The organism is Corynebacterium sphenisci DSM 44792 (assembly GCF_001941505.1).
Taxonomy (GTDB): Bacteria; Actinomycetota; Actinomycetes; order Mycobacteriales; family Mycobacteriaceae; genus Corynebacterium; species Corynebacterium sphenisci.
Genome location: NZ_CP009248.1, coordinates 1,282,725 through 1,307,220 on the forward strand (window position 1 = coordinate 1,282,725; position 24,496 = coordinate 1,307,220).

The window sequence follows — 24,496 nt, forward strand, 5'->3', positions numbered from 1 at the left end:
TTGGCCACCTCCACCCGACGCCGCCGCGCCACCGCACGCGACCGGCGCGGCGCCCGCCCCATGCTGGCGCTGGCGCTGTTCGTCGTCATCCTCCTCCTCACCTACGCCCTGGTGCTGTTCACCGGGGATCGCAACGCCACCCCGAAACTCGGCATCGACCTGCAGGGCGGCACCCGGGTGACCCTGGTGCCGCAGGGCGACCAGCCCACCCCGGAGCAGCTCGACCAGGCCCGGCGGATCCTGGAGAACCGCGTCAACGGGATGGGCGTCACCGGCGCCGAGGTGGTCACCGACGGCGACACCCTGGTGATCACCGTGCCCGGGGAGGACTCCCAGGAGGCCCGGGCCCTGGGCCAGACCTCCCAGCTGTTCTTTCGCCCGGTGAGCCAGCCGGAGAACCCGGACATCACCGTCCTCGGCGAGCGCACCCACGAGGTCGCCGTGGACTGGGTGGAGGCCGGGGTGATCACCCCGGAGCAGGCCACCGAGGCCGTCGACGGGCTCAACGAGCGTCTGGCGGAGACCGTGCAGCAGCAGCGCGCGGCCTTCGAGGAGGCCAACCCGGATGAGCCGCTGCCGCCGGGGATGGCCGAGGACCCGGAGCCGGTGCCGCCGGTGGAGGCGCAGGCCCCCGCGGAGCCGGCGAACTCCATCGAACGCGCCGAGCGCCGGGAGCGGGTCCGCGAGGTGCTGCTGGCCGCCCGGCAGGCCGAGGACCCCACCACCCTGATGGCCGCCGCGGCCCTGCTGCAGTGCGCCGACCCCGCCGCCGCGGATCCGCTCGGCGGGGCCGATGACCCGGCCAAGCCGCTGGTCACCTGCGATCCCTCGAACCCGGGGCAGACCCTGCTGCTGGGCCCGGCGCCGCTGCTGGAGGGCGAGGACGAGGGCGGCAAGCGCCTCTCCGGCGACGCCATCGACACCTCCTCGCCGATCAACGGCGGCTACAACCAGCAGACCGGGGAGGTGGAGGTCTCCTTCCGCTTCCGCTCCGCCGGGGGCGCCACCGGCGCGGCCACCTGGACGAAGCTGACCACCGAGTACCTGCAGCAGCAGGTCGCCATCGTGCTGGACTCCCAGGTGCTCTCCGCCCCGGTGATCCGCGAGGCCACCCCGGTGGGCTCGGCGACCTCGATCACCGGAGACTTCACCCTGGAGGAGGCGCAGGCGCTGGCGAACAACCTGCGCTACGGCGCGCTGCCGCTGAGCTTCGCCGGCGAGGACGGCGAATCCGGGGGCACCGCCACCACCATCCCGGCCAGCCTCGGCGCGGCCTCGCTGACCGCCGGCCTGGTCGCCGGGCTCATCGGCGTGCTGCTCATCGTGGTCTACGCCCTGGTGCTCTACCGGGGCCTGGGCGCGATCTCCCTGGTCTCCCTCGCCGCCTCCGGGGCGATGGTCTACGGGGTGCTCATCCTGCTCGGCCGGTGGATCGGCTACAGCCTGGATCTCGCCGGCATCGCCGGGATCGTGATCTCGATCGGCACCACCGCGGACTCCTTCATCGTCTTCTTCGAGCGGATCAAGGACGAGATCCGCGACGGCCGGACCTTCCGCTCCGCGGTGCCGCACGCCTGGCGCCGCGCCAAGCGCACCATCTGGTCCGGCAACTTCGTCTCCATCATCGCCGCGGTGGTGCTCTACGTGCTCGCCGTCGGCGACGTCAAGGGCTTCGCCTTCACCCTGGGCCTGTCCACCGCCTTCGACATCATCACCGCCTTCCTGGTCACCGCGCCGCTGGTCATCCTGGCCTCCCGGAAACCCTGGCTGGCGAAGCCGTCGATGAACGGCTTCGGGTCGGTGATGGCCCTGGCGCGCACCCGGCGCGGGGCGGGGGAGACCCTGCCCGGCGACGTCGACGCCCCCCGAACCGCCTCCCGGAAGGAGAGCTGACATGGCCGAGCCCACCACCACCGGGACCGGGGCGGTCGCCCCGCAGGACTCGTTGCGCGGCCGGCAGGCCGGCGGCGTGCTCACCCGCCTCTACACCGGCGCCGGCGGGGTCGACATCGTCGGCCGCTCGCGGCGCTGGTTCACCATCGCCGCCGCGGTGATCGTGATCGCCCTCGCCGCGATCGCGATCCGCGGCTTCAGCCTGGGCATCGACTTCGAGGGCGGCACCCGGATGACCATGCCCGCCGGGCAGGTCGCCGAGGAGGCCGCCGAGGAGGTGTTCACCGACGCCACCGGGGTGGTCCCGGAGCAGGTGCAGATCATCGGCTCCGGGGAGGGCCGGGTGCTGGAGATCACCTCCACCCGGCTCAGCGAGGCCGAGATCGGCGACGCCCGGGAGGCCCTGTTCGAGGAGTTCTCCCCCGTCGACGCCACCGGCGCGCCCAGCCCGGACACCATCGGCGACTCCACCGTCTCCGAATCCTGGGGCAGCTCCATCACCGAGCGGATGCTCATCGCCGCGGTGGTCTTCCTGGTCCTGGTCTTCGGCTACATCACCCTGCGCTTCGAGCGGGATATGGCGATCGCGGCGATCGCGGGCCTGCTCGTCGACGGGGTGGTGATCCTGGGCTGCTACTCGCTCACCGGGCTGCAGGTCTCCCCGGCCACGGTGATCGGCCTGCTCACCGTGCTGTCCTTCTCCCTCTACGACACCGTGGTGGTCTTCGACAAGGTGGAGGAGAACACCGCCGGCTTCGCCGGGTCCACCCGCCGCTCCTACCCGGAGCTGGTGAACCTGGCGGTCAACCAGTCCATCATGCGCTCCATCAACACCACCGTGTCCACCTTGCTGCCGGTGGCCGCGCTGCTGCTCATCGCGGTGTGGGCGCTGGGCGTGTCCACCCTGGCGGACCTGGCGGTGATCCAGTTCATCGGCATCATCGAGGGCACCTTCTCCTCGATCTTCCTCGCCGCGCCGATCCTGGTGGCCCTGAAGTCCCGGCAGCGCAAGTACCGCGAGCACGCCACCCGGGTGGCGGCCGCCCGCGCCGGGGAGGACCCGGACGCCGCGGAATCCGCCGCGGCGGCCGAGGCCGCGCCCGCCGCCGGGGCGCCGCGCGCCGGCATCGACCCGGCCCCGGGCGCGGGCGAGTCCGGACCCCTGACCTGGCGGCCGGGCGGGCGCTGACGCCGGGGTAACGTGAAGGTGAGCACCGGCCCGGCCCCCCGCGGCCCCGGGGGGCACCCCCGGGCCCCGGGAACTCGACCCATGGAGGCACCCGTGACCCACGCCACCGCCCAGCAGGCCTTGTCGGATCTGATCCGGCTCGTGCCCGACTTCCCCGAGGAGGGAATCCTCTTCGAGGACCTCACCCCGGCCCTGGCCGACGCGGGGGCCTTCCGGCTCATCATCGAGGACCTCGCCGCGGCCTGCGCGGCGGTCGACGCGGAGCTCATCGCCGGCCTGGACGCCCGCGGCTTCCTGCTCGGCTCCGCGGTGGCCTACTCCATGGGCCTGGGCGTGCTCGCGGTCCGCAAGGAGGGCAAGCTGCCCCCGCCGGTGCACCGGGAGGACTACCAGCTGGAGTACGGCACCGCCGCCCTGGAGGTGCCCGCCGGCGGGATCCCGCTGGCCGGCCGCCGGGTCGCCCTCGTCGACGACGTGCTCGCCACCGGCGGCACCATGGGCGCCGCCCGGGCGCTGCTGGAGGCCTGCGGGGCGGAGGTGGTCGGGGTCGCCGCGGTGCTGGAGGTGCCCGACCTCGGTGGCCGGGGGCGCTTCCCGGATCTGCCGGTGCATGTGGTCAAGCCGGTGCGCGAGGCGGCCGCCAGGTGAACCAGGATCGTTCCGCCCGGCGCTACGGCGCCCGCCTGGCCCGCAGCCTCACCGGGGCCCGGGGCCGGGTGCGCCCGGTGCTGGAGCCGCTGGTGGCGATCCACCGGGAGGTGCACCCGCGGGCGGATCTGGCGGAGCTGCAGCGCGCCTACGACACCGCGGAGCGCCTGCACGAGGGGGTGACCCGCAAATCGGGGGAGCCCTACATCACCCACCCGCTGGCGGTGGCCACCATCGCCGCCGAAATCGGCATGGACACCACCACGCTCATCGCGGCGCTGCTGCACGACACCGTGGAGGACACCGACTACTCCCTGGAGCAGCTCACCGCCGACTTCGGCCCCGAGGTGGCCCGGCTGGTGGACGGGGTGACCAAGCTGGACAAGGTGGCGCTGGGCTCCGCGGCGGAGGCGGAGACGGTGCGCAAGATGATCGTGGCGATGAGCCGCGACCCGCGGGTGCTCGTGATCAAGGTCTGCGACCGGCTGCACAATATGCGCACCATGCGCTTCCTGCCCCCGGAGAAGCAGGCGAAGAAGGCCCGGGAGACCCTCGAGGTGATCGCCCCGCTGGCGCACCGGCTGGGCATGGCCAGCGTGAAATGGGAGCTGGAGGACCTCTCCTTCGCCATCCTGCACCCGAAGAAGTACCAGGAGCTGGTGCGCCTGGTCGCCGACCGGGCCCCGCAGCGCGACAAGTACCTCGCCGAGGTCTGCGAGGAGGTCACCGCCTTCCTGCGCAAATCGCATATAGCCGCCGAGGTGCAGGGCCGGCCCAAGCACTACTGGTCGATTTACCAGAAGATGATGGTGCGCGGGCACCAGTTCGACGAGATCTTCGACCTGGTGGGCATCCGGATCCTGGTGGACACTGACGCGGACTGCTATTCCGCGGTCGGCGCGGTGCACACCCTGTACCAGCCGATGCCGGGCCGGTTCAAGGACTACATCTCCGCGCCCCGGTTCGGGGTGTACCAGTCACTGCACACCACCGTCATCGGCTCCTCGGGCAAACCCCTCGAGGTGCAGATCCGCACCCGGGAGATGCACTTCAACGCCGAGTACGGGATCGCCGCGCACTGGCGGTACAAGGAGACCAAGGGCTCCCACTCCGGGGACTCCCACGAGGTGGAGCAGATGGCCTGGATGCGCCAGCTGCTGGACTGGCAGCGCGAGGCCGCCGACCCCAACGAGTTCCTCGACTCCCTGCGCTACGACCTGGCCACCAACGAGATCTTCGTGTTCACCCCCAAGGGGGACGTGATCACCCTGCCCGCGGAGGCCACCCCGGTGGACTTCGCCTACGCGGTGCACACCGAGGTCGGGCACCGCTGCATCGGGGCGAAGGTCAACGGGAAGCTGGTCGCCCTGGAGTCCCCGCTGAAGACCGGGGACCGGGTGGAGGTGTTCACCTCCAAGGACACCCACGCCGGGCCCTCCCGGGACTGGCAGTCCTTCGTGCGCACCCCCCGGGCGAAGGCGAAGATCCGGCAGTGGTTCGCCAAGGAGCGCCGCGAGGAGGCCCTGGAGGCCGGCCGGGACGCCCTGGCCGCGGAGGTGCAGCGCGGCGGGCTGCCGCTGCACCGCCTGTTCACCCCGCAGTCCATGCAGCAGATCGCCGCCGAGCTGAACTACCCGGACATCGACGCCCTCTACACCGCGATCGGCGAGGGCACGGTGCGCCCCGGCCACGTCACGAACCGGCTGATGGCCCAGTTCGGCTCCCGCGACGACGCCGAGGACCAGCTCGCCGCGCGCACCCCGCTGTCCAAGATGCAGGCCCCCGCCAAGCGGGCCCGCGCCGACGGCGCCGGGGTGCTCGTCGAGGGCAGCGCGGACATGATGGCCAAGCTGGCGAAATGCTGCACCCCGGTGCCCGGGGACCGGATCTTCGGGTTCGTCACCCGCGGCGGGGGAGTGTCGGTGCACCGCACCGACTGCACCAACGCGGCGAAGCTGCGGGCCGAGCCGCAGCGGATCATCGGCGTGGAATGGGCCGCGGAGGCCCCGGGCGCGGTGTTCACGGTGACCATCCAGATCGAGGCCCTGGATCGGCACGGGCTGCTCTCCGAGATCACCCGCACCATCTCCGACCAGAAGGTGTCGATCCTGTCGACCTCCTCGCACGCCTCGGCGGACCGGGTGGCCACGATGCGCTTCACCTTCGAGGTCTCCGACACCAAGCAGCTGGGCTACGTGATCTCGGTGCTGCGCGGGATCGAGGGCGTCTACGACGTCTTCCGGGTCACCAGCGGCGGCTGAGCCCCCGGCACCGGGGAACGCCGGCGGCCCCGGGGGAGCACCCCCCGGGGCCGCCGGCGTTCCGGGCGGGCGCGGCCCTAGGAGACGGTGGCCTCGCGGATGCGGACCTCCTCGGCCGGGGCCCCGTCGCCGCCGCCGTCGGCGACGCCCTTGTCGCCCACGGCCCGCACCGTGGCCAGGCCGGTGTCGTCCATCCGGCCGATCACCGAGTAGTTCGGCGGCAGGGTGCCGTCGGCGTAGTTGAGGAAGAACTGGCTGCCGTTGGTGTCCGGGCCGCTGTTCGCCATCGCGATGGAGCCCTCCGGGTACACCACGGTCTGCCCGGCCCCGGCCTCGGAGCCGTCCACCGGGTACTCGTCGGCGAAGCGGAAGCCCGGCCCGCCGGTGCCGCTGCCGGTGGGGTCCCCGCACTGCAGCACGTTGAGTCCGCCGGTGGTCAGCCGGTGGCAGACCGTGTCATCGAAGTAGCCGGATCGCGCCAGGTGCTCGATGGCGTGCACCGCGCAGGGCGACAGGGACCGGTCCAGCACCATCGGGATCTCCCCGGCGGAGGTGGCCAGGGTGACGGTGACCTCCCCGGTGGCGGGCACCTCGGCGCCGTCGGGGGCGGCGACCTCCTTGGCCGCGGCCCCGTCCTCGACGTAATCGCAGGTGACGGTGTCCGGCAGCGCCTCGGCGCGGACCAGGGACAGCGGTTCGACGCCCTCGTCGGCCGGGTCGGTCACCGGGGTGGTGGACTCCGCCTCGACCTCCTCGTCCTCCCCGCCGATGGTGGTGAGGAACCAGATCCCGCCGACGATGACCACCAGGATCGCCAGGGTGGCGGCCACCACGCCCAGCGGCTTGGTCTTCTCGGCCCGCTCGCGCTTGCGCAGTTCGCGCTCGAGGTTCCTCATCGCCTCGCGGCGCCGTTGCTCGTTCCCGGCCACGTGGTGCCCGCCTTCCGATCGTCGGTGTGTCGCTGAAGAATACCGGTCCGGTACCGCGCCCATTATGCCCGGCGCGGCCGCCGGGGCGGACCCGGCGCGCCCCTTTCGTGGACAATGGCCCCCATGAGCATCGAGATCATCGGATTCGCGGCCGGGCCGCTGCAGACCAACTGCTACCTCGTCACCGGGGTCGCCGCCGACCCGGAGGCCGGCGCCGGGGCCCCCGCCCGGCCCTGCATCGTGATCGACCCGGGCATGGGCGCCGCGGCGCGGGTGCGCGAGCTGTGCGCCGAGCACGGCCTGGCCCCGGAGGCGGTGCTGCTCACCCACGGGCACATCGACCACACCCGGGACAGCACCGAGGTGCAGCGCGAGCACGGCGCGCCGGTGCGGATCAACGCCCACGACCGCTTCATGGTGGCCAACCCCGTCATCGGGGCGGGGCTGAACCTGGGCGCCATGTTCAACGTCGCCGCGATGGATCCGCCCGAGGACCCGGGGGACCTGCCCGACGGGGCGGAGCTGGCCCTCGCCGGGCTCACCGTGCGGGTCAGCCACGCCCCCGGGCACTCCCCGGGCAGCGTCATGCTGCGCGTGGCCGACGGGGCCGAGGAGGTGCTCTTCACCGGGGACGTGCTCTTCGCCGGCTCCATCGGGCGCACCGACCTGCCCGCCTCGGATCCGGCGGCGATGCTGGCCAGCCTGCGGGATCGGGTGCTGCCGCTGCCCGACGGGCTGCCCATCCTGCCCGGGCACGGCCCCGGCTCGACGATCGGGGCGGAGCGGGCGGGCAACCCCTTCCTGGCCCAGGTGCGCTAGCCGGGTAGTCTTGCCCGGGTGAGCGAGCAGACGACGCAGCGGTTCCGGCCCTTCCACGCCCCCAAGGGGGTGCCCGACTACGTGCCCCCGGCCTCGGCCGAGTTCGAGGCGGTGCGCGACACCTGGGTGCGCCGCGCCCGGCTGGCCGGCTACTCGCCGGTGGAGCTGCCCGTGTTCGAGGACACCGGCCTGTTCGCCCGGGGGGTGGGCGAGTCCACGGACGTGGTGAGCAAGGAGATGTACACCTTCGCCGACCGCGGGGGCCGCTCCGTCACCCTGCGCCCGGAGGGCACCGCCGGGGTGATCCGGGCGGTGATCGAGCACAACCTGGACCGCGGCCAGCTGCCCGTGAAGCTGTCCTACGCCGGGCCCTTCTTCCGCTACGAGCGGCCCCAGGCGGGCCGCTACCGGCAGCTGCAGCAGGTCGGCGTGGAGGCCGTCGGGGTCGACGACCCGGCCCTGGACGCGGAGGTGGTCGCCCTGGCGGAGGCCTGCTTCCGCAGCATCGGGCTCACCGGCTACCGCCTGGAGCTGACCAGCCTCGGCGACGAGGGCTGCCGGCCCGCCTACCGGGCGAAGCTGCAGGAGTTCCTGCTGCGGTTGCCCCTGGACGAGGAGACCCGGCGGCGGGCGCAGCTCAACCCGCTGCGGGTGCTCGACGACAAGCGCCCGGAGGTGCAGGAGATGCTCGCCGAGGCGCCGCTGATGCTGGACCACCTCTCCGCGGACTGCCGGGCCCATTTCGAGACCGTCACCGGGCTGCTCGAGGACATGGGCATCGCCTACACCATCAACTCCCGGATGGTCCGGGGCCTGGACTACTACACCAAGACCTGCTTCGAGTTCGTGCACGACGGGCTCGGCGCCCAGTCCGGGATCGGCGGCGGCGGCCGCTACGACGGGCTGATGGCGCAGCTCGGCGGCCAGGAGGTCTCCGGGGTGGGCTTCGGCCTGGGCGTGGACCGGGCGGTGCTGGCCCTGGCCGCCGAGGGCGTCACCGCCGGGGAGGCCTCCCGGGTGGACGTGTTCGGGGTGCCGCTGGGCGCGGCCGCCGCCGCCCGGATGGCGGTCCTGGTCAACCGGCTGCGCGATGCCGGGGTGCGCGCGGACATGGCCTACGGCGGCCGGGGGCTCAAGGGCGCGATGAAGGCCGCGGACCGGGCCGGCGCCCGCTACGCCCTGGTGCTCGGCGACGCGGAGCTGGACCGCGCGGAGGTGCAGCTGAAGGACCTCGCCGAGCACGGCCAGCGGCCGGTGCCCCTCGATGAGGTCGTCGCCCTGCTCGCCGGGCGGGTGGGCCGATGATCGCCGATGCGGTGCGCGCCGCCGTGGACGGCTCGCTCACCGGCTCCGATGACCTCCTCGGCGCCCTGCACGCCCCCGAGCCGGTGCGCGCGGCGGTGGGCTATCTGCAGGGCTGGTACCTCGGCGCGGCCAATGACCTCATCGCCATCCTCGGCGGCGCCCCGCCGGTGTAGCGCTCAGGCCGCCCGGGGCGCGGCGACCGCGCGGATCGCGCGCACCGCGACATCCCCGGCGTCCGCCCCGGCGGGCAGCCCCGCCGCGGCCCGCCGGGCGGCGGCCAGCGCCGCCGCCGGCTCCGCCCCGTGCACCGTGGCCAGGCCGGCCGCCGCCATCGCGGCGGCCCGCTCCGGCTCCGGGGCCGTGGCCCACACCGCGCCCGCGCCGGCGGCGGCGAGCAGGAACTCGTGCGCGGCCGCCCGGCGCGGCCCGGCCGGCCCGCCCAGGCCGTGGTGCAGCACCGCGGGCAGCACCCCGCAGCAGGAGTTGCCCCCGCAGGCCACCACCCGGCCGCCGGCGGCGTTCTCCTCGCTGACCGCCAGGGCGTAGAGCCGCACCCAGTCCAGCCCGGCCCCGCCGGCCCCGGCCCCGCGGAGCAGCCCGTCGAGCAGCCCCGGCGCCCGGGGGCTGACCCCGGCCGGGCCCACCCGGCGGCTCAGCCCCGCCGCCACCGATTCGCGCATCACCGCCCACACGTCGTCGAGATGCGCCGCCGCGGAATCGGGGTCCCCGGTGCGCGCGGCATGCGCGGCGGCCACCGCCCCGGCCAGGGAGCCGGCCAGCCGGGCCCGGTCCAGCAGCTCCCCGGCGTCGGGGAGCGCGGTCGGCGGGGCGGTGGGCCGGCGTCCCGCGAGCTCCCCGGCGGAGAGCACCCGGCCATCGGCGCGGCAGTGCAGCACGATCCCCGGCGCCGGGGCGTCGCCGCGGGCCAGGGGCAGCCGGAGGACCAGCCCGTCGGGCACCACCGGCAGCTCCGCGGGGTCGCGCCGGATCCGGTAGCGCACCCCGGCGACCGAGCCCTCGGCGGGGATCGGGGCGCCGAGCACCGGGGCCTCGGCGGCGGTGACCGTGCGCGGATCCCGGCCGGCCAGGCCCAGCAGCACCGCCCGCCCCGGCCCCCGGCCGAGCGGCACCCGGGCCAGCCGGCCGCGCAGCGCCACCTCCACCAGGTCTCCGGGCCCGGGGCGGGCCGCGGCGGCGAAGCGGGCCGCCGCCGCCATCGGGGCGACCGCGTCGAGCAGGTGCGGGCCCGGCCCGATGCGGTAGATGTCCTCCAGGCAGACGGTCATGGCCGCAGGATATTCCCGCAGGTCACCCCGTGGGTTTCCCCCGTGTTTCGGGAGCGTGAAACCCCCGCGGCGCACCAGTGGTGCCGCCGCCCGGCTCGCCGGGGGCGGGTGGCAGGATGGGGGCCATGGCCACCGTGGGCGCCGGCCGGGCGCGGATCCTCGCCGGGCTGGCCGCGATCGCGGCCGGCACGGTCGCGGCGATGGCCGCCGCCGGGGCGCTGCTGCCGCAGCTCCTGGACGCCCCCGCGGAGCCGCCGCGGCCCGGCGCCGGCTACGTCAACCCGGCCGCGGACGGCACCTGCACCCTCGGCTTCCTCGCCGAGGACCCCGCCGGCCGGCGCGGTTTCCTCACCGCCGGGCACTGCGGATCGGTCGGCGACGCCGCCCTGGTGCCCGGCCGCCTCGGCGGCTGGACCAGGATCGGGGAGTTCACCTTCGCCGCGGGCGGCTCGCAGTGGGCCGATGAGCTCGACCTCGGCTTCATCGCCCTCGACGACCCCGCCGGCGGCGAGCCCGGGATCGCGGACCCGGCGGGGCCGGGGGAGGCCGGCGCCGCGCCCGGGCGGGTGCTCGCCCCGGCGGAGCTGGCCGCGCGGCGGCCCCGGCTGTGCTTCACCGGGCAGCGTTCCGGGCGCAGCTGCGGGCCGATGACCGCCCTGGTCGGGCGGGAGGGCTCCGACGTCGCCTTCGCCGCGGCGGCGATCCGCGGCGACTCCGGCTCCCCGGTGTACCTGGAGCGGCCCGGGCGGGCCCCGGCGGCGGTGGGGCTGCTCTCCGGGGTCTCCGAGGAGGGCCCGGCGCTGTCCTTCGCCGAGCTCCTCGCCGGCCCGGCCGCCGCGGCGGCGGGGTTCCGGGTGGTGCTGGGCTAGGCGCCCGCCCCCGGCCCGGCCGCCCGCCGGGAGCGCTCCGCGGGGGTGTCCCCGAAACCGTCGTGGTCGTCGTCGCTGAGGTTGAGCTTGCCGCGGAAGGAGTCGTGCGCGGTGGGCTTGGCCACCAGCGGCGCCCGGGAGCCGGTGTTGAACACCAGGTTGAGCACGATGGCGGCCACGGAGCCGATCACGATGCCGGAGGACAGGAAGGTCTGCGCCCAGTCCGGGGTGCCGGCGAAGAGCCCCGGGCTCACCGCGGGCAGCAGGCCCAGCGCCAGGGGCACGGCGACGACGATGATGTTGGATTCGGTGAAGCGCACCGTGGACAGGGTGCGCACCCCGGAGGCGGCGACCATGCCGAACAGGGCCAGGCCCGCCCCGCCGAGCACCGGGGCCGGGATCGCGGCGACCAGGGCGGCGGTCTTCGGGATGAGGCCGAGCACCACCAGCATCCCGCCGGCGGCGGCGGTCACCCAGCGCGATTTCACGCCCGTGATCGACAGCACCCCGATGTTCTGCGCGAAGGCGGTGTACTGGAAGGTGTTGAACACCCCGCCGAGCACGGTGGCCGCGCCATCGGCGCGCAGGGTGTCCGCGATCCGGCGGTCGTCGACCTCGGCGCCGGTGATTTCGCCGATGGCGAGCACGTCCCCGGTGGCCTCCACCATGGTGACCAGGCTGACGATGCACATGGCGAACACGGCGGCGGGCACGAACTGGGGCAGCCCGAAGAAGAAGGGGGTGGTCAGGCCGAACACGGGGGAGTCCTGGGTCTCGGTCCAGTCCACCATGCCCAGCGGGATGCACAGCGCCAGGCCGGTGAGCATGCCCACCAGCACCGCGATCCGGGACAGCCAGGCCGGCCCCCAGCGCTCGATGACGATGATGAGCGCCAGCACGAAGGCGGCGATGGCGAGATTGCGGGGGGCGCCGTACTCGGCGGTGCCCTTCACCGCGGCCCCGCCGCCGACCCAGTCGGCGGCCACCGGCATCAGGGTGGTGCCGATGATGAGCAGCACGGTGCCGGTGACCAGGGGCGGGAACAGCCGCAGCAGGGAGGCGAACAGCGGGGCGAAGGCCATCATGAACAGCCCGGAGGCGATCACCGCGCCGTAGATGGCGGGCACCCCGTAGGTGCCGCCGATGGCGACCATCGGGATCGCGGCGGAGAAGGTGCAGCCCTGGATCAGCGGCAGCCGCACCCCGAAGCGCCAGATGCCCACCGACTGCACGACGGTGGCGATGCCGGCGACGAAGAGGTCCGCGGCGATGAGGTGCGGGATGTCCGAGGGCTGCATCCGGCCGGCCTCGACCAGCGCCCAGCCGACGAAGAGCGGCACCGCCACCGCGCCGGCGTAGGCGGCCAGGACATGCTGGAAGCCGAGCAGCAGCAGCCTGCCGTGGCCCGGGTATTCGTTGACGGGATGGTCTGGGCCCTCCGGGGCGCGGGTCATGGTGCTCACCCGGGCATCGTATCCGCCCGGCGGGCCCGCCCGCCGGGCCCGGGCCGATCCCGGCGCTCCCCCCGGGGGTGGCCGCGGCGCCGGCGCCCCGCGGCTCAGCCGGCGGTCAGGCTGAGCGCCTCGTACATCGCGGGCAGATCCCCGCCGCCGACCACCCGCAGCGGCTTCTGCCCGGCCCGGCCGTGCTCGGTGACCACCAGCGCCCGGGGCAGCCGGCCGTCGGCGCCGGGCCGGGTGAGCAGCCGGGCGGCCTCGGCGACGGTGATGTCCCGGGGCACCAGCACCGGGATCTCCTCGTGCCCGGCGTGGCCGAGCACCTCGGCGACGGTGCGCGCGCCGAGCCTGCCGTCCGCGCCGAGGTCGGCGGCCACCCAGCGGGCCACCGCGTCGGTGGTGAGCAGGCCCACGCAGGAGCCGTCCTCGTACACCGGGAACTGGGAGTAGGTGGTCTCCCGGAGCAGGGCGTGGATCCGGTCCACCGGGTCGTCCGGGGCGACGGTCACCGGGTCCCGGCGCTCCAGCACCCCCAGCACGGTCGGCGGATCGACGAGGATCCCGGCCAGCCGGCGGATCTCGGCGACGGTCTCCGGCAGCGGGTCCGCGATCGGGCGGCCGTCCCGGTACTCGCCGTGCGCGATGGCGTTGCGCAGCCGGGCGAAGGCGACCAGGGCGCGTTGCTGGCGCTCCGGCAGCCGGCCCCGCTCATGCAGCTCGTTGACCATCCAGGTGAAGCCGACATGGCGCTTCCCGTCGAGTTCGCGGCGCAGATGCCGCTCGATCTCGTTGAAGGCCGCCAGGAAGGCGGTGGCGCGGTCCCCGGGCTGCTCCTGCGTGGTCATGGCCGCCATAGTAGGCGCCGCTCAGCGGTAGGCGCCGCGGCCCAGGGTGTCGCAGGAGGCCATCCGGCCGCTGCGGTAGCCGGCGAGGAAGGCCTCCCGGCGCTGCTCCGAGGAACCGTGCGTCCAGGCGTCCGGGTTGACCCCGCGGCCGGAGTGGCGCTGGATGGAGTCGTCCCCGATCGCCCGGGCGGTCTCCACGGCCTGCGCGACCTGGGCGTCGGTGAGCGGCTCCAGGATCGCCTCCGGGCCCTTGTCCGCGTAATGCGCCCAGATCCCGGCGTAGCAGTCGGCCTGCAGCTCGATCTTCACCGCATCGGAGTCCGCGCCGGGGTTGCCGTAGTCGGAGCGGCCCAGGGTGCCCTCCAGGTTCTGGATGTGGTGGCCCACCTCATGGGCCACCACGTACTGCTGGGCCAGCGGCCCGTCGCTGCCGCCGAGCCGGACCAGGGTGTCGAAGAAGGAGGTGTCGAAGTAGCCGGTGCGGTCGGCGGGGCAGTAGAACGGCCCGGTCGCCGCCTCCGCGGCCCCGCAGCCGGTGGACACGCTGCCCTGGAACAGCGCCAGCTCCGGGGCCTGGTACTCGATCCCGGCCTGGGCGGGCAGCTGCTCGGCCCACACCCGGTCCAGGGAGATCCCGGTGAACTCCACCCGGCAGTCGGCCCGCCGGTTGGCGTCCGCCCCGGTCTCGCAGGGATCCGCCCCGGCCTCCTGCCGGGCCTCCGGCGCCGGCGCCGGCCCGCCGCCGTCCCCGGCGAGCATCGCGGGATCCCCGCCGAGCATGATGAACAGGCCGACCAGGAGCAGCCCGCCGAGGCCGCCGCCGACGGCGATCCCGCCGCGGCGGGGGCCGCCGCCGGCGCGGCGCACCCGGGCGCCGCTCTTCCGGAAATCCGACTTGAAGGTCATGGCCGCCAGTATCCCACGGCCGCCGGCCGGCGCCGCGGCGACGCCGCCCCGGGCGGGGCGGCGCGGGCGGATGGGGGTAGACTTCGGGCACCGTACGCCCGGCGGGGCCCGCCGGCGACCCAAGGAACCGTCCCATCCCGACCCCTGGAAGGACCACGCAGTGCTGCGTACCCATCTCGCCGGAGAGCTCCGCGCGGAGCAGGCCGGACAGACCGTCACCCTCACCGGATGGGTGGCCCGCCGCCGCGATCACGGCGGCGTCATCTTCATCGACCTGCGCGACCGCTCCGGGCTGGCGCAGGTCGTCTTCCGCGAATCCGAGGTCGCCGAGCAGGCCCACCGGCTGCGCTCCGAGTACTGCATCCGGGTCGTCGGCGTCGTCGAGCGCCGCCCGGAGGGCTCCGAGAACCCGAACCTGCCCTCCGGCGAGGTGGAGGTCAACGTCGGCTCCCTGGAGATCCTCAACGAGTCCACCGCGCTGCCCTTCCAGCTCGACGACCAGTCCTCGGCCAACGAGGTCGGCGAGGAGACCCGGCTGCGCTACCGCTACCTGGACCTGCGCCGGGAGGGCCCGGCGTCGATCCTGCGGCTGCGCGCGAGGGCTAACCGGGCCGCCCGGGAGGTCCTCGACGCCCACGACTTCACCGAGATCGAGACCCCCACCCTGACCCGATCCACCCCCGAGGGCGCCCGCGACTTCCTGGTGCCGGCCCGGCTGAAGCCCGGCACCTTCTACGCCCTGCCGCAGTCCCCGCAGCTGTTCAAGCAGCTGCTCATGGTCTCCGGGATGGAGCGCTATTACCAGATCGCGCGCTGCTACCGGGACGAGGACTTCCGCGCCGACCGGCAGCCGGAGTTCACCCAGCTGGACGTGGAGATGAGCTTCGCCGACCAGGAGGACGTGATCGCCCTGGCAGAGGAGATCCTCGCCGCGGTGTGGTCCGCCGCCGGGTACCGGGTGAGCACCCCCTTCCCGCGGATGAGCTACGCCGAGGCGATGGCCCGCTACGGCTCCGATAAGCCGGATCTGCGCTTCGACATCGAGCTGGTGGACTGCACCGAGTTCTTCGCCGACACCACCTTCCGGGTGTTCCAGGCCGACTACGTCGGCGCGGTGGTGATGGCCGGCGGCGCCGGGCAGCCCCGCCGGCAGCTCGACGCCTGGCAGGAGTGGGCCCGCCAGCGCGGCGCCCGCGGCCTGGCCTACATCCTGGTCGGCGAGGACGGCGAGCTCGCCGGCCCGGTGGCCAAGAACATCACCGAGGCCGAGCGCGCCGGGATCGCCGAGCACGTCGGGGCCCGGCCCGGCGACTGCATCTTCTTCGCCGCCGGGGAGATCAAGTCCTCCCGGGCGCTGCTCGGCGCCGCCCGTGGCGCGATCGCGGAGAAGCTGGGCCTCATCGACGAGGGGGCCTGGGCCTTCACCTGGGTGGTCGACGCGCCGATGTTCGAGCCCGCCGCGGAGGCGAAGGCCTCCGGGGACGTGGCCCTGGGGCACAGCGCCTGGACCGCGGTGCACCACGCCTTCACCTCCCCGAAGCCGGAGCACCTGGACACCTTCGACACCGACCCGGGCTCGGCCCTGGCCTACGCCTACGACATCGTCTGCAACGGCAACGAGATCGGCGGCGGCTCGATCCGGATCCACCGCCGGGACGTGCAGGAGCGGGTGTTCGCGGTGATGGGCATCGACGCCGAGGAGGCCCGGGAGAAGTTCGGCTTCCTGCTCGACGCCTTCGCCTTCGGCGCCCCGCCGCACGGCGGCATCGCCTTCGGCTGGGACCGGATCATGACCCTGCTCGCGGGGGTGGACTCCATCCGCGAGGTGATCGCCTTCCCGAAGTCCGGCGGCGGGGTGGATCCGCTCACCGACGCCCCGGCCCCGATCACCGCCGCCCAGCGCCGCGAATCCGGGATCGACGCCAAGCCGCGGCCGGCGGGCGAGCCCGCGAACTAGCCCGCCGCCGGCGGGCGGGAGGACCGCACCATGCACGAACCAGACGAGACCGCGCGCGGCGCCGCGCCCGGGGAGCCGGCCGAGGCCGGGGACCCGGCGGCGATCCTGGCGCTGGCCGAGGAGCTGCTGGCCCGCCGCTTCGGCGGGCAGCAGCGGCTCTCCGACCCGGAGGACCTCGGCGGCTCCGGGGAGTCCACGGTGCTGCGCTTCCGGGTGGCGCCGAACAACTTCCTGCCGGAGCGCACCGTGGTGGTCAAGCGGCTGCCCGCCTCCGCCACCACCGGGGCGGATCCCTCGCTGCTGCGCGAAATCGCCGCCTACCAGTTCACCAACGCCCTGCCCGAGGAGGTCCGGCCCGGTCCGGCGCTGCTCGCCCATGACGTGGCCCGCCGGCTGCTGGTGCTCACCGACTGCGGGGACCACGGCACCTACGATGAGCTGCTGCGCGCCACCGTGCCCGCCGAGGAGCGGCTGCGCGCGCTGCGCACCCTGGGCTCCGCGCTGGGCCGGATGCACGCCGCCACCGCCAGCCGGGAGGAGGGCTTCCACACCCTGCTGCACCGGCTGTGGGCCCGGCACCGCCCGGCGGACACCGCCGAGGGCGCCCGGGATCGGGGCATCGTGCGCTCCATCGACGCCGGGGCGCGGCTGCTGCGCGGCCACGGGGTGGTCATCGACGAGGCGGTGCTCGGGCCGGCCGCGGAGGCCGCCCGGCGGATCGCCGCCGGCTACCACCGGGCCTTCACCCCCTTCGATCTCGCCCCGGACAACATCCTCGCCGGGGACCGGCTGAGCTTCCTGGACTACGAGTGGGCGGGCTTCCGCGACGTCGCCTTCGACGTGGCCAGCGTCGTCGCCGGCTTCCCGCAGCACCCCGGCACCCCCGCGCTGACCGGGGAGGAGGCCCGGGCCTTCGTGGAGACCTGGTATGCCGAGGTCCGGCACCTGTGGCCGGACATCGAGGCCGAGGGCACCCTGCACGCCCGGATCACCGTCGCCCTGCTCGGCTGGACCCTGATCTCGGTGACCCTGCTGCATTTCGGCACCGTCGACGCCGCCCTCGAATTCGAGGAGGCCCTGGAGCGGGGCCTGGCGGAGCCGGCCGCCGCCGGCGGCCGCCCCGCCACCTGGGGCGGGGCCCGGGAACGCGCGGATCTGGCGCAGACCGCCCGGGCGCTGCGCGGCTTCGCCGCGGAATCGGCGGAGCTCGCCGGGCTGGTGGAGTTCGCCGACGGGGTGCTGCGCCTCTTCGCCGACCGCGGGGGCCGCTAGCCGATGGCCGGGGAGCCGGGACTCTTCGACGCCCCCGGCGGCGAGGCCGCCGCGTCGGCCGCCGGATCGGCGGGGGACTACTTCCACCCCGGGGCGCATGCGCCGCTGGCGGTGCGGATGCGGCCCCGGGAGCTCGGCGAGGTCGCCGGGCAGGGGCACCTGCTCGGCGAGGGCGCCCCGCTGCGCCGGTTGGTCGACGGCGGCGGGGACGCCTCGGTGATCCTCTTCGGCCCGCCCGGCACCGGCAAGACCACCCTGGCCAGCCTGATCTCCACCGCCACCGGGCGGCGCTTCGAGGCGCTGTCCGCGCTGAACTCCGGGGTCAAGGAGGTCCGGGCGGTGATCGAGCGGGCCCGGCGCACCCTGGTGCGGGAGGGCACCCAGACCGTGCTCTTCATCGACGAGGTGCACCGGTTCTCCAAGACCCAGCAGGACGCGCTGCTCGCCGCGGTGGAGAACCGCACCGTGCTGCTGGTCGCCGCGACCACCGAGAACCCCTCCTTCTCCGTGGTCGCCCCGCTGCTCAGCCGCTCCCTGCTGCTGCAGCTGGAGCCCCTCGGGGAGGCGGACATCGCCGCGGTGCTGGACCGGGCGGTCGCCGATGAGCGCGGCCTGGCCGGCCGGGTGCGGCTGTCCGCCGACGGCCGGGCGGAGCTGGTCGCCCTGGCCGCCGGGGACGCCCGGCGGGCGCTGACCTACCTGGAGGCCGCCGCGGAGGGCGCCGCCGACGGCGCCGAGGTGGACGCGGCGCGGGTGCGCGCGGCGGTGAACACCGCCGCGGTGCGCTACGACCGCGACGGCGACCAGCACTACGACGTCACCAGCGCCTTCATCAAATCGGTGCGCGGCTCTGACGTGGACGCCGCCCTGCACTACCTGGCCCGGATGATCGAGGGCGGGGAGGACCCCCGGTTCATCGCCCGCCGGATCATCATCCTGGCCAGCGAGGACATCGGGATGGCCGATCCGGGCGCGCTGCAGGTCGCGGTCGCCGCGGCGGAGGCGGTGCAGCTCATCGGGCTGCCCGAGGGCCGGCTGCCGCTGGCCCAGGCGGTGATCCACCTGGCCACCGCCCCGAAGTCCAATTCGGTGATCACCGCCATCGACGCCGCCCTGCGGGACGTCCGGGCCGGCAAAACCGGCCCGGTGCCGCCGCATCTGCGCGACGGCCACTACTCGGGGGCCAAGGCCCTGGGCAACGCCGTGGACTACGCCTACCCGCACGCCGACCCGCGGGGCATCGTCGCCCAGCAGTACCCCCCGGAGCAGCTGCTCGACGCCGAGTACTACCGGCCCTCCGGGCACGGCCGGGAGAAGCCGATGGTGGGCCATCTCGCGGGGCTGCGCCGGATCGTGCGCGCCTTCCGGCGCTGACCGCGGCCGGGCGCGGCATGCCGGGCCCCGCCCCCCGCGAGGGCCGGGGGCACCCGGAGTATGCTGGGTCAGTCATGGCGCGCCCCGGGGCACCCGGGCGCGGCCGATACCGGACACCGACGAGAGAACACCGAGGGGACCCGACGTGCAGACCCATGAGATCCGCAAGCGCTTCCTGGAGCACTTCACCGCCGCGGGCCATGTCGAGGTGCCCAGCGCCTCGCTGGTCCTGGAGGATCCGAACCTGCTCTTCGTGAACGCCGGGATGGTGCCCTTCAAGCCCTACTTCCTGGGCCAGGAGACCCCGCCCTTCGCCACCGCCACCTCCATCCAGAAATGCGTGCGCACCCTGGACATCGAGGAGGTCGGGATCACCACCCGGCACAACACCTTCTTCCAGATGGCCGGCAACTTCTCCTTCGGCGACTACTTCAAGGAGGGCGCGATCACCCTGGCCTGGTCGCTGCTGACCACCCCGGTGGCCGAGGGCGGCTTCGGCATCGACCCGGAGCGGCTGTGGGTGACCGTCTACCTCGACGATGACGAGGCCCACGACATCTGGGCGAACGTGGTCGGCGTGCCGGAGGGGCGGATCCAGCGCCGCGGCATGGAGGACAACTACTGGTCGATGGGCGTGCCCGGGCCCTGCGGGCCCTGCTCGGAGATCTTCTACGACCGGGGCCCGGACTACGGGGTGGAGGGCGGCCCGGTCGCCGACGAGGACCGCTACATCGAGATCTGGAACCTCGTGTTCATGCAGAACGAGCGGGGGGAGGGCACCGGCAAGGGCGATTTCGAGATCGTCGGGGCCCTGCCGAAGAAGAACATCGACACCGGGATGGGCATCGAGCGGGTCGCCTTCCTGCTGCAGGGGGTGGAGAACGTCTACGAGACGGATCTGCTGCGCCCGGTGATCGACACCGCCGAGGAGCTCACCGGCGCCCGCTACGCCGCCGGCGGGGACGCGGCCGCCGAGGACGACGTGCGCTTCCGGGTGATCGCGGACCACTCCCGCACCGGGCTGATGCTCATGCTCGACGGGGTGACCCCCTCCAACGAGGGCCGCGGCTACATCCTGCGCCGGCTGCTGCGCCGGATCATCCGCTCCGCGCGGCTGCTCGGCGCCCGCGGGGAGACCCTGGTCGCCCTGCTGGACACCGCCCGGGCCACGATGACCCCCTCCTTCCCGGAGCTGGCCGAGAACTGGGAGCGGATCAGCCACGCCGCCGCCGCCGAGGAGCGCGCCTTCCTGCGCACCCTGGAGACCGGCACCCGGCTCTTCGACGAGGCCGCCGCGCGGCTCCGCGCCTCCGGGGGCTCCCGGCTCTCCGGGGCGGACGCCTTCACCCTGCACGACACGCACGGCTTCCCGATCGACCTGACCCTGGAGATGGCCGCCGAGGCCGGGCTCGGCGTCGACGAGGCCGGCTTCCGGGAGCTCATGGCCGAGCAGCGCGCCCGGGCGAAGGCGGACAACCGGGCGAAGAAGCGCGATCACGGCGACCTCGGGGTCTACCGGCGCTTCCTCGACGAGCACCCCACCGAGTTCACCGGCTACGACCGCCTGGTGGACGAATCCACCATCCTGGGCCTGCTCTCCGGCGGGGCGGAGGTGCCCGCCGCCGCCGAGGGCGAGGAGGTGGAGGTGATCCTGGACCGCACCCCGCTCTACGCCGAATCCGGCGGCCAGCTCGGCGACCACGGCCGGATCACGCTGCCCGACGGCTCCGCGATCGAGGTCACCGACGTGCAGAAGGCCGGCAAGCGGCTGTGGCTGCACCGCGGCCGGGTCGCCGCCGGGGAGGTCGCGGTGGGCTCCCTGGCCGAGGCCCGGGTGGACCCGGCGTGGCGGCACAGCGCCGAGCAGGCGCATTCGGCCACGCACCTCATCCACGCGGCGCTGCGCCAGGTGCTCGGCCCGGACGCGGTGCAGGCCGGCTCCCTGAACAAGCCCGGCTACCTGCGCTTCGACTTCTCCTGGGCGCAGGGGCTCACCCCGGAGCAGCTCCGCGAGGTCGAGCAGGTGGCCAACGAGGCCGTGGACGCGGACTGGACGGTCAACACCATCGAGACCTCCCTGGAGGAGGCCAAGGCGATGGGCGCGCTGGCCCTGTTCGGGGAGAACTACGGCGAGCGGGTCCGGGTGGTGGAGATGGGCGGGCCCTTCTCCATGGAGCTCTGCGGCGGCACCCATGTCGCGCACACCTCCGGGATCGGCCCGGTGGCCGTGCTCGGCGAATCCTCGGTGGGCTCCGGGGTGCGCCGGATCGAGGCCTACTCGGGGATGGACTCCTTCCGCTACCTCTCCGCCGAGCGGCTCCTCGCCGAGCGGCTGGCCACCGAGTTCAAGGCCCCCTCGGCGGAGCTGCCGGAGCGGATCGCGGCACTGTCGGAGAAGCTGCGCGCCGCCGAGCGCCGGATCGCCGATCTCACCGCGGCGCAGCTGCGCGCGGGTGCCGCGGCGCACCTGGACCGGGCCGAGGACCTCGGCGCGGTGACCTACCTGGGGCTGCGGCTGCCGGAGGGCACCCAGGCCAAGGACATGCGCGCCCTGGCCGATGATCTGCGCCGGCGGCTCGGCGACAGGCCGGCGGTGGTGGCGCTGGCCGCCGAGGCCGGCGGCAAGGCGCCCTTCGCGATCGCGGTCTCCGACGCCGGCGTCGCCGCCGGCTACGCCGCCGGGGACCTGGTGGCGGTGCTCGGCGCCGAAATCGGCGGCCGCGGCGGCGGCAAACCGCAGCTGGCCCAGGGCAGCGGGGCCGACCCGGCCGGGATCGACGCGGGCCTGGCCGCGGTGCGCGCCCGGCTCGCCGGGGCCTAGGGGGCCGGCGGTGGCCGCGCCCGTCCCGGACCGGCCCGGCGCCGACGATCCCGGCCCCGGCCGGCGGCTCGGCGTGGACGTCGGCGATGTCCGGGTGGGGGTCGCGGTCAGCGACCCGGGGGCGCTGCTGGCGACCCCGGTGGAGACCATCGCCCGGGCCACCGGCCGGCGCGGCCCGGACGGGCCGGACATCGACCGGCTGGTGGCGCTGGCCCGGGAGCTGGACGTTGCGGAGATCGTGGTGGGGCTGCCGCTGATGCTCGACGGCAGCGCCGGCTCCTCGGCCCGCAAGGCCGCCGACGTCGCCTTCCGGCTGCGCCGCAGGCTCGGCCCGGCGGTGCCGGTGCGGCTGGGCGATGAGCGGATGACCACCGCGATCGCGGCCCGCCGGATGCGGGCGGCCGGGGTGCGCGCCCGGGAGGGCCGGGATCGGATCGACCAGGCCGCGGCGGTGGAGATCCTGCAGTCCTGGCTCGACATGCGGCGCGCGGACGTGACCGGAACGTGACAAAGCCGCCCCCGATGGGGGAGAATCGGGCGGTCACGACCCCCGCGGCACCGCCGCCGCGGGGACACCTTGCGCGTTGCACGCCCGAAGGAGAACCGATGTCCGGCAACCGACGTCGACCCAGCCGGGGCCCCGCGGGGCCCGCCGCGGCCCGCCGGGGGCCCGGCCGGCGGATCCGGCGACGGCAGACCGCCCTCGCCATCAACATCACCTCCATCCTGCTCAGCCTGCTGGTCGTCGCCGGGGTCGGCTTCGCCTGGGCCGTCGGCGGCACCGGCGGGGACTACCGGGGCGAGGGCAACGGCACCGTGGTGCTGGTCGAGGTCGACGCCGGGGGTTCGCTGTCGGATCTCTCCGCCCGGCTCGTCGACGACGGGGTGGTCGCCTCCGAGGGGGCGTTCATGGGCGCCGCCGCGGATCACCCGCGGGCCAACCAGCTGCAGCCGGGCTGGTACCGGCTGGAGGAGCACATGTCCGCGGCCGCGGCGGTGGATGCGCTGCTCAAGCCGGAGAACCGGGCCGGCACCGTGGACCTGCCCACCGGGGTGCGCTTCGAGGACACCCGGGTGGTGGCCAGCGAGGACGTGCGCAAGGGCATCTTCACCCTGATCTCCGAGGCCTCCTGCATCGCCGAGGACGACTGCGTCAGCGTCGAGGAGCTGCGCCGCGCCGCCGCGGAGACCGACCTGGACGCCCTGGGCGTGCCGGGGTGGGCGCGCGGCCCGGTCGCCGCCCGCGGCGATGACCCGCGCCGGCTGGAGGGGCTCATCATCGCCGGGGTGCACCAGTTCGACCCCACCGCCGCCCCCGCGGAGATCCTGGGCGCCCTGGTGCGCGAATCGGTGGCCCGCTACGAGGACTCCGGGATCGGCTCCGCCGACCAGGCGGTGGGGCTGAGCCCCTACGAGGTGCTCACCGCCGCCTCCCTGGTGCAGATGGAGGCCCGCGACGAGGACTTCCCGAAGGTCGCCAGGGTGATCCTCAACCGGCTGGCGGAGCCGATGCGGCTGCAATTCGACTCCACCGTCAACTACGACCTGCCGGACCAGGAGATCGCCACCACCGACGAGGACCGGGCCCGGCCCACCCCGTGGAACACCTACGCCGCGGACGGGCTGCCCGCGACCCCCATCGCCGCGCCCTCGATTGAGGCGATCCGGGCGATGGAGGCCCCCGCGGCCGGGGACTGGCTGTACTTCGTCACCGTGGACCGGGAGGGCACCACCGTGTTCACCACCACCCTCGAGGAGCACACCGCGGCCATCCAGGAGGCCATCGACAACGGGGTGCTGGACTCCAACCGATGAACGGGCAGGTGCGGCGCCGCGCGGCGGTGCTCGGCGACCCGGTGGCGCATTCGCGCTCCCCGCTGCTGCACAACGCCGGCTACCGGGCGGCGGGGCTGCCGGACTGGCGCTACGAGGCGATCCGGTGCACCGCCGAGGAGCTGCCCGGCCTGGTCCGCGGCGCCGGCCCCGAGTGGGCCGGGTTCTCGGTGACCATGCCCGGCAAATTCGCCGCCCTGGAGGTCGCCGACGAGGTCACCGACCGGGCCCGGCTGATCGGCTCGGTGAACACCCTCACCCGGCTGCCCGACGGGGGTTGGCGGGCGGACAACACCGACTGCGAGGGCGTCGCCGGGGCGCTGGCGGAGCTGGGCCTGACCCGGGCCCGGCGGGGCCGGGCCGCGGTGGTCGGGGCCGGGGGCACCGCCCGCCCGGCGCTGTTCGCCCTGGCCGGGATGGGGGTGCGCCATGTCGACGTGCTGGCCCGCTCCGAGCGCGCCCTGGTGCTCGAGCCGCTGGCCGCCGCCCTGGGGGTGGGCATGACCTGGGTGCCGCTGGACGCGCCGAACCTCGCCGATGTCGCCGGGGCCGCCGATGCGCTGGTCTCCACGGTGCCCGCCGGGGCGCTGACCGGGATCGCCGTGCAGCTGGCCCGGGCGCCGTACGTGCTCGACGTCATCTACGAGCCCTGGCCCACCCCGCTGGCCGCCGCCGCGCGCCGCCGCGGCGCCCCCGCCGCCGGGGGCCTGGACATGCTGCTGCACCAGGCGCTCGGCCAGTTCGAGCAGTTCACCGGGCGGCCCGCCCCGGCCGCGGCGATGCGCGCCGCCCTCGCCGCCGGGGGGTAAGGGGGGGACCCGGCCGCCCCCGC

Annotated in this window: 20 protein-coding genes; 15 read left to right on the plus strand and 5 right to left on the minus strand. The window is 74.9% G+C overall.

Annotation, left to right across the window (positions count from 1 at the left end; all coding sequences use genetic code 11):
• Positions 1 to 60 precede the first annotated feature (60 nt).
• The 4 genes from secD to CSPHI_RS05955 all read left to right on the plus strand — a co-directional run bounded on the left by secD (position 61) and on the right by CSPHI_RS05955 (position 5,991).
• On the plus strand, positions 61 to 1,893 hold the full coding sequence (gene secD, locus CSPHI_RS05940; protein ID WP_075693824.1) for a protein translocase subunit SecD: 1,833 nt from the start codon (positions 61 to 63) through the stop codon (positions 1,891 to 1,893).
• Between the two features lies 1 nt (position 1,894).
• Positions 1,895 to 3,082: a protein translocase subunit SecF gene (secF, locus tag CSPHI_RS05945; protein ID WP_075691927.1), complete on the plus strand. Its 1,188-nt coding sequence runs from the start codon at positions 1,895 to 1,897 to the stop codon at positions 3,080 to 3,082.
• Positions 3,083 to 3,163: 81 nt separating this feature from the next.
• Entirely contained in the window at positions 3,164 to 3,730 is a 567-nt protein-coding gene (locus CSPHI_RS05950) for an adenine phosphoribosyltransferase (protein WP_075691928.1), read from the plus strand.
• Complete coding sequence (locus CSPHI_RS05955) at positions 3,727 to 5,991, plus strand: RelA/SpoT family protein (protein ID WP_075691929.1); 2,265 nt, start codon at positions 3,727 to 3,729, stop codon at positions 5,989 to 5,991. The genes CSPHI_RS05950 and CSPHI_RS05955 overlap by 4 nt, the downstream gene beginning before the upstream one ends.
• Positions 5,992 to 6,068: 77 nt before the next feature.
• On the opposite strand, the gene CSPHI_RS05960 is transcribed toward CSPHI_RS05955, so the two are convergent.
• Entirely contained in the window at positions 6,069 to 6,920 is an 852-nt protein-coding gene (locus CSPHI_RS05960) for a peptidylprolyl isomerase (protein ID WP_211274688.1), read from the minus strand.
• Between the two features lie 123 nt (positions 6,921 to 7,043).
• Between CSPHI_RS05960 and CSPHI_RS05965 the strand changes: the two genes are divergently transcribed.
• Genes CSPHI_RS05965 through CSPHI_RS12030 form a run of 3 tightly spaced genes read left to right on the plus strand, consistent with a single transcriptional unit; the run spans position 7,044 to position 9,217 of the window.
• On the plus strand, positions 7,044 to 7,739 hold the full coding sequence (locus tag CSPHI_RS05965; protein WP_169840398.1) for an MBL fold metallo-hydrolase: 696 nt from the start codon (positions 7,044 to 7,046) through the stop codon (positions 7,737 to 7,739).
• Positions 7,740 to 7,757: 18 nt separating this feature from the next.
• A complete protein-coding gene (hisS, locus tag CSPHI_RS05970; RefSeq protein WP_075691930.1) occupies positions 7,758 to 9,044 on the plus strand; it encodes a histidine--tRNA ligase in 1,287 nt (428 codons plus the stop codon).
• Positions 9,041 to 9,217, plus strand: a complete 177-nt coding sequence (locus CSPHI_RS12030; RefSeq protein WP_157118497.1) for a hypothetical protein — start codon at positions 9,041 to 9,043, stop codon at positions 9,215 to 9,217. Before hisS ends, CSPHI_RS12030 begins: the two co-directional genes overlap by 4 nt.
• A 3-nt stretch (positions 9,218 to 9,220) precedes the next feature.
• Here the strand turns inward: CSPHI_RS12030 and CSPHI_RS05975 are convergent, their stop codons facing one another.
• Positions 9,221 to 10,330, minus strand: coding sequence for an L-serine ammonia-lyase, iron-sulfur-dependent, subunit alpha (locus CSPHI_RS05975; protein WP_075691931.1), 1,110 nt, complete (start codon positions 10,328 to 10,330; stop codon positions 9,221 to 9,223).
• A 125-nt stretch (positions 10,331 to 10,455) separates the two neighbouring features.
• Between CSPHI_RS05975 and CSPHI_RS05980 the strand changes: the two genes are divergently transcribed.
• A complete protein-coding gene (locus tag CSPHI_RS05980) occupies positions 10,456 to 11,199 on the plus strand; it encodes a chymotrypsin family serine protease (RefSeq protein WP_075691932.1) in 744 nt (247 codons plus the stop codon).
• On the opposite strand, the gene CSPHI_RS05985 is transcribed toward CSPHI_RS05980, so the two are convergent.
• The 3 genes from CSPHI_RS05985 to ypfJ form a co-directional block, all read right to left on the minus strand.
• Positions 11,196 to 12,653, minus strand: coding sequence for a nucleobase:cation symporter-2 family protein (locus tag CSPHI_RS05985; protein WP_157118576.1), 1,458 nt, complete (start codon positions 12,651 to 12,653; stop codon positions 11,196 to 11,198). The genes CSPHI_RS05980 and CSPHI_RS05985 overlap by 4 nt on opposite strands.
• A gap of 104 nt (positions 12,654 to 12,757) precedes the next feature.
• A complete protein-coding gene (locus CSPHI_RS05990; RefSeq protein WP_075691934.1) occupies positions 12,758 to 13,501 on the minus strand; it encodes a CBS domain-containing protein in 744 nt (247 codons plus the stop codon).
• 21 nt (positions 13,502 to 13,522) lie between these two features.
• Positions 13,523 to 14,407 (minus strand): KPN_02809 family neutral zinc metallopeptidase, encoded by an 885-nt coding sequence (ypfJ, locus tag CSPHI_RS05995; RefSeq protein WP_075691935.1) that lies wholly within the window; start codon positions 14,405 to 14,407, stop codon positions 13,523 to 13,525.
• A gap of 160 nt (positions 14,408 to 14,567) precedes the next feature.
• On the opposite strand from ypfJ, the gene aspS reads away from it, so the two are divergent.
• The 7 genes from aspS to CSPHI_RS06030 all read left to right on the plus strand — a co-directional run bounded on the left by aspS (position 14,568) and on the right by CSPHI_RS06030 (position 24,473).
• The gene (gene aspS / locus CSPHI_RS06000) at positions 14,568 to 16,364 is read left to right on the plus strand and encodes an aspartate--tRNA ligase (RefSeq protein ID WP_075691936.1); all 1,797 of its coding nucleotides are present in this window, start codon (positions 14,568 to 14,570) and stop codon (positions 16,362 to 16,364) included.
• Between the two features lie 30 nt (positions 16,365 to 16,394).
• Positions 16,395 to 17,636, plus strand: a complete 1,242-nt coding sequence (locus CSPHI_RS06005) for a hypothetical protein (protein WP_075691937.1) — start codon at positions 16,395 to 16,397, stop codon at positions 17,634 to 17,636.
• Between the two features lie 3 nt (positions 17,637 to 17,639).
• The gene (locus tag CSPHI_RS06010; RefSeq protein WP_075691938.1) at positions 17,640 to 19,010 is read left to right on the plus strand and encodes a replication-associated recombination protein A; all 1,371 of its coding nucleotides are present in this window, start codon (positions 17,640 to 17,642) and stop codon (positions 19,008 to 19,010) included.
• 145 nt (positions 19,011 to 19,155) lie between these two features.
• Entirely contained in the window at positions 19,156 to 21,831 is a 2,676-nt protein-coding gene (gene alaS, locus CSPHI_RS06015; RefSeq protein ID WP_075691939.1) for an alanine--tRNA ligase, read from the plus strand.
• Positions 21,832 to 21,841: 10 nt separating this feature from the next.
• Positions 21,842 to 22,339 (plus strand): Holliday junction resolvase RuvX, encoded by a 498-nt coding sequence (ruvX, locus tag CSPHI_RS06020; protein ID WP_075691940.1) that lies wholly within the window; start codon positions 21,842 to 21,844, stop codon positions 22,337 to 22,339.
• Positions 22,340 to 22,437: 98 nt separating this feature from the next.
• Complete coding sequence (locus CSPHI_RS06025; protein WP_075691941.1) at positions 22,438 to 23,646, plus strand: endolytic transglycosylase MltG; 1,209 nt, start codon at positions 22,438 to 22,440, stop codon at positions 23,644 to 23,646.
• Positions 23,643 to 24,473 carry a shikimate dehydrogenase gene (locus tag CSPHI_RS06030; protein WP_075691942.1) on the plus strand — a complete coding sequence of 277 codons (831 nt, stop codon included), beginning with the start codon at positions 23,643 to 23,645 and terminating at the stop codon, positions 24,471 to 24,473. The genes CSPHI_RS06025 and CSPHI_RS06030 overlap by 4 nt, the downstream gene beginning before the upstream one ends.
• The last annotated feature ends 23 nt before the right edge of the window (positions 24,474 to 24,496 follow it).

Bases quoted from the DNA above. Each gene is read 5' to 3' on its own strand.
- CSPHI_RS05980 (WP_075691932.1), top strand. From the start codon at position 10,456: ATGGCCACCGTGGGCGCCGGCCGGGCGCGGATCCTCGCCGGGCTGGCC.
- secD (WP_075693824.1), top strand. From the start codon at position 61: ATGCTGGCGCTGGCGCTGTTCGTCGTCATCCTCCTCCTCACCTACGCC.
- CSPHI_RS06010 (WP_075691938.1), top strand. From the start codon at position 17,640: ATGGCCGGGGAGCCGGGACTCTTCGACGCCCCCGGCGGCGAGGCCGCC.
- CSPHI_RS05950 (WP_075691928.1), top strand. From the start codon at position 3,164: ATGGAGGCACCCGTGACCCACGCCACCGCCCAGCAGGCCTTGTCGGAT.
- CSPHI_RS12030 (WP_157118497.1), top strand. From the start codon at position 9,041: ATGATCGCCGATGCGGTGCGCGCCGCCGTGGACGGCTCGCTCACCGGC.
- CSPHI_RS06005 (WP_075691937.1), top strand. From the start codon at position 16,395: ATGCACGAACCAGACGAGACCGCGCGCGGCGCCGCGCCCGGGGAGCCG.
- CSPHI_RS05965 (WP_169840398.1), top strand. From the start codon at position 7,044: ATGAGCATCGAGATCATCGGATTCGCGGCCGGGCCGCTGCAGACCAAC.
- CSPHI_RS06030 (WP_075691942.1), top strand. From the start codon at position 23,643: ATGAACGGGCAGGTGCGGCGCCGCGCGGCGGTGCTCGGCGACCCGGTG.
- CSPHI_RS06025 (WP_075691941.1), top strand. From the start codon at position 22,438: ATGTCCGGCAACCGACGTCGACCCAGCCGGGGCCCCGCGGGGCCCGCC.
- CSPHI_RS05975 (WP_075691931.1), bottom strand. From the start codon at position 10,330: ATGACCGTCTGCCTGGAGGACATCTACCGCATCGGGCCGGGCCCGCAC.
- ypfJ (WP_075691935.1), bottom strand. From the start codon at position 14,407: ATGACCTTCAAGTCGGATTTCCGGAAGAGCGGCGCCCGGGTGCGCCGC.
- secF (WP_075691927.1), top strand. From the start codon at position 1,895: ATGGCCGAGCCCACCACCACCGGGACCGGGGCGGTCGCCCCGCAGGAC.
- CSPHI_RS05990 (WP_075691934.1), bottom strand. From the start codon at position 13,501: ATGACCACGCAGGAGCAGCCCGGGGACCGCGCCACCGCCTTCCTGGCG.
- CSPHI_RS05985 (WP_157118576.1), bottom strand. From the start codon at position 12,653: ATGACCCGCGCCCCGGAGGGCCCAGACCATCCCGTCAACGAATACCCG.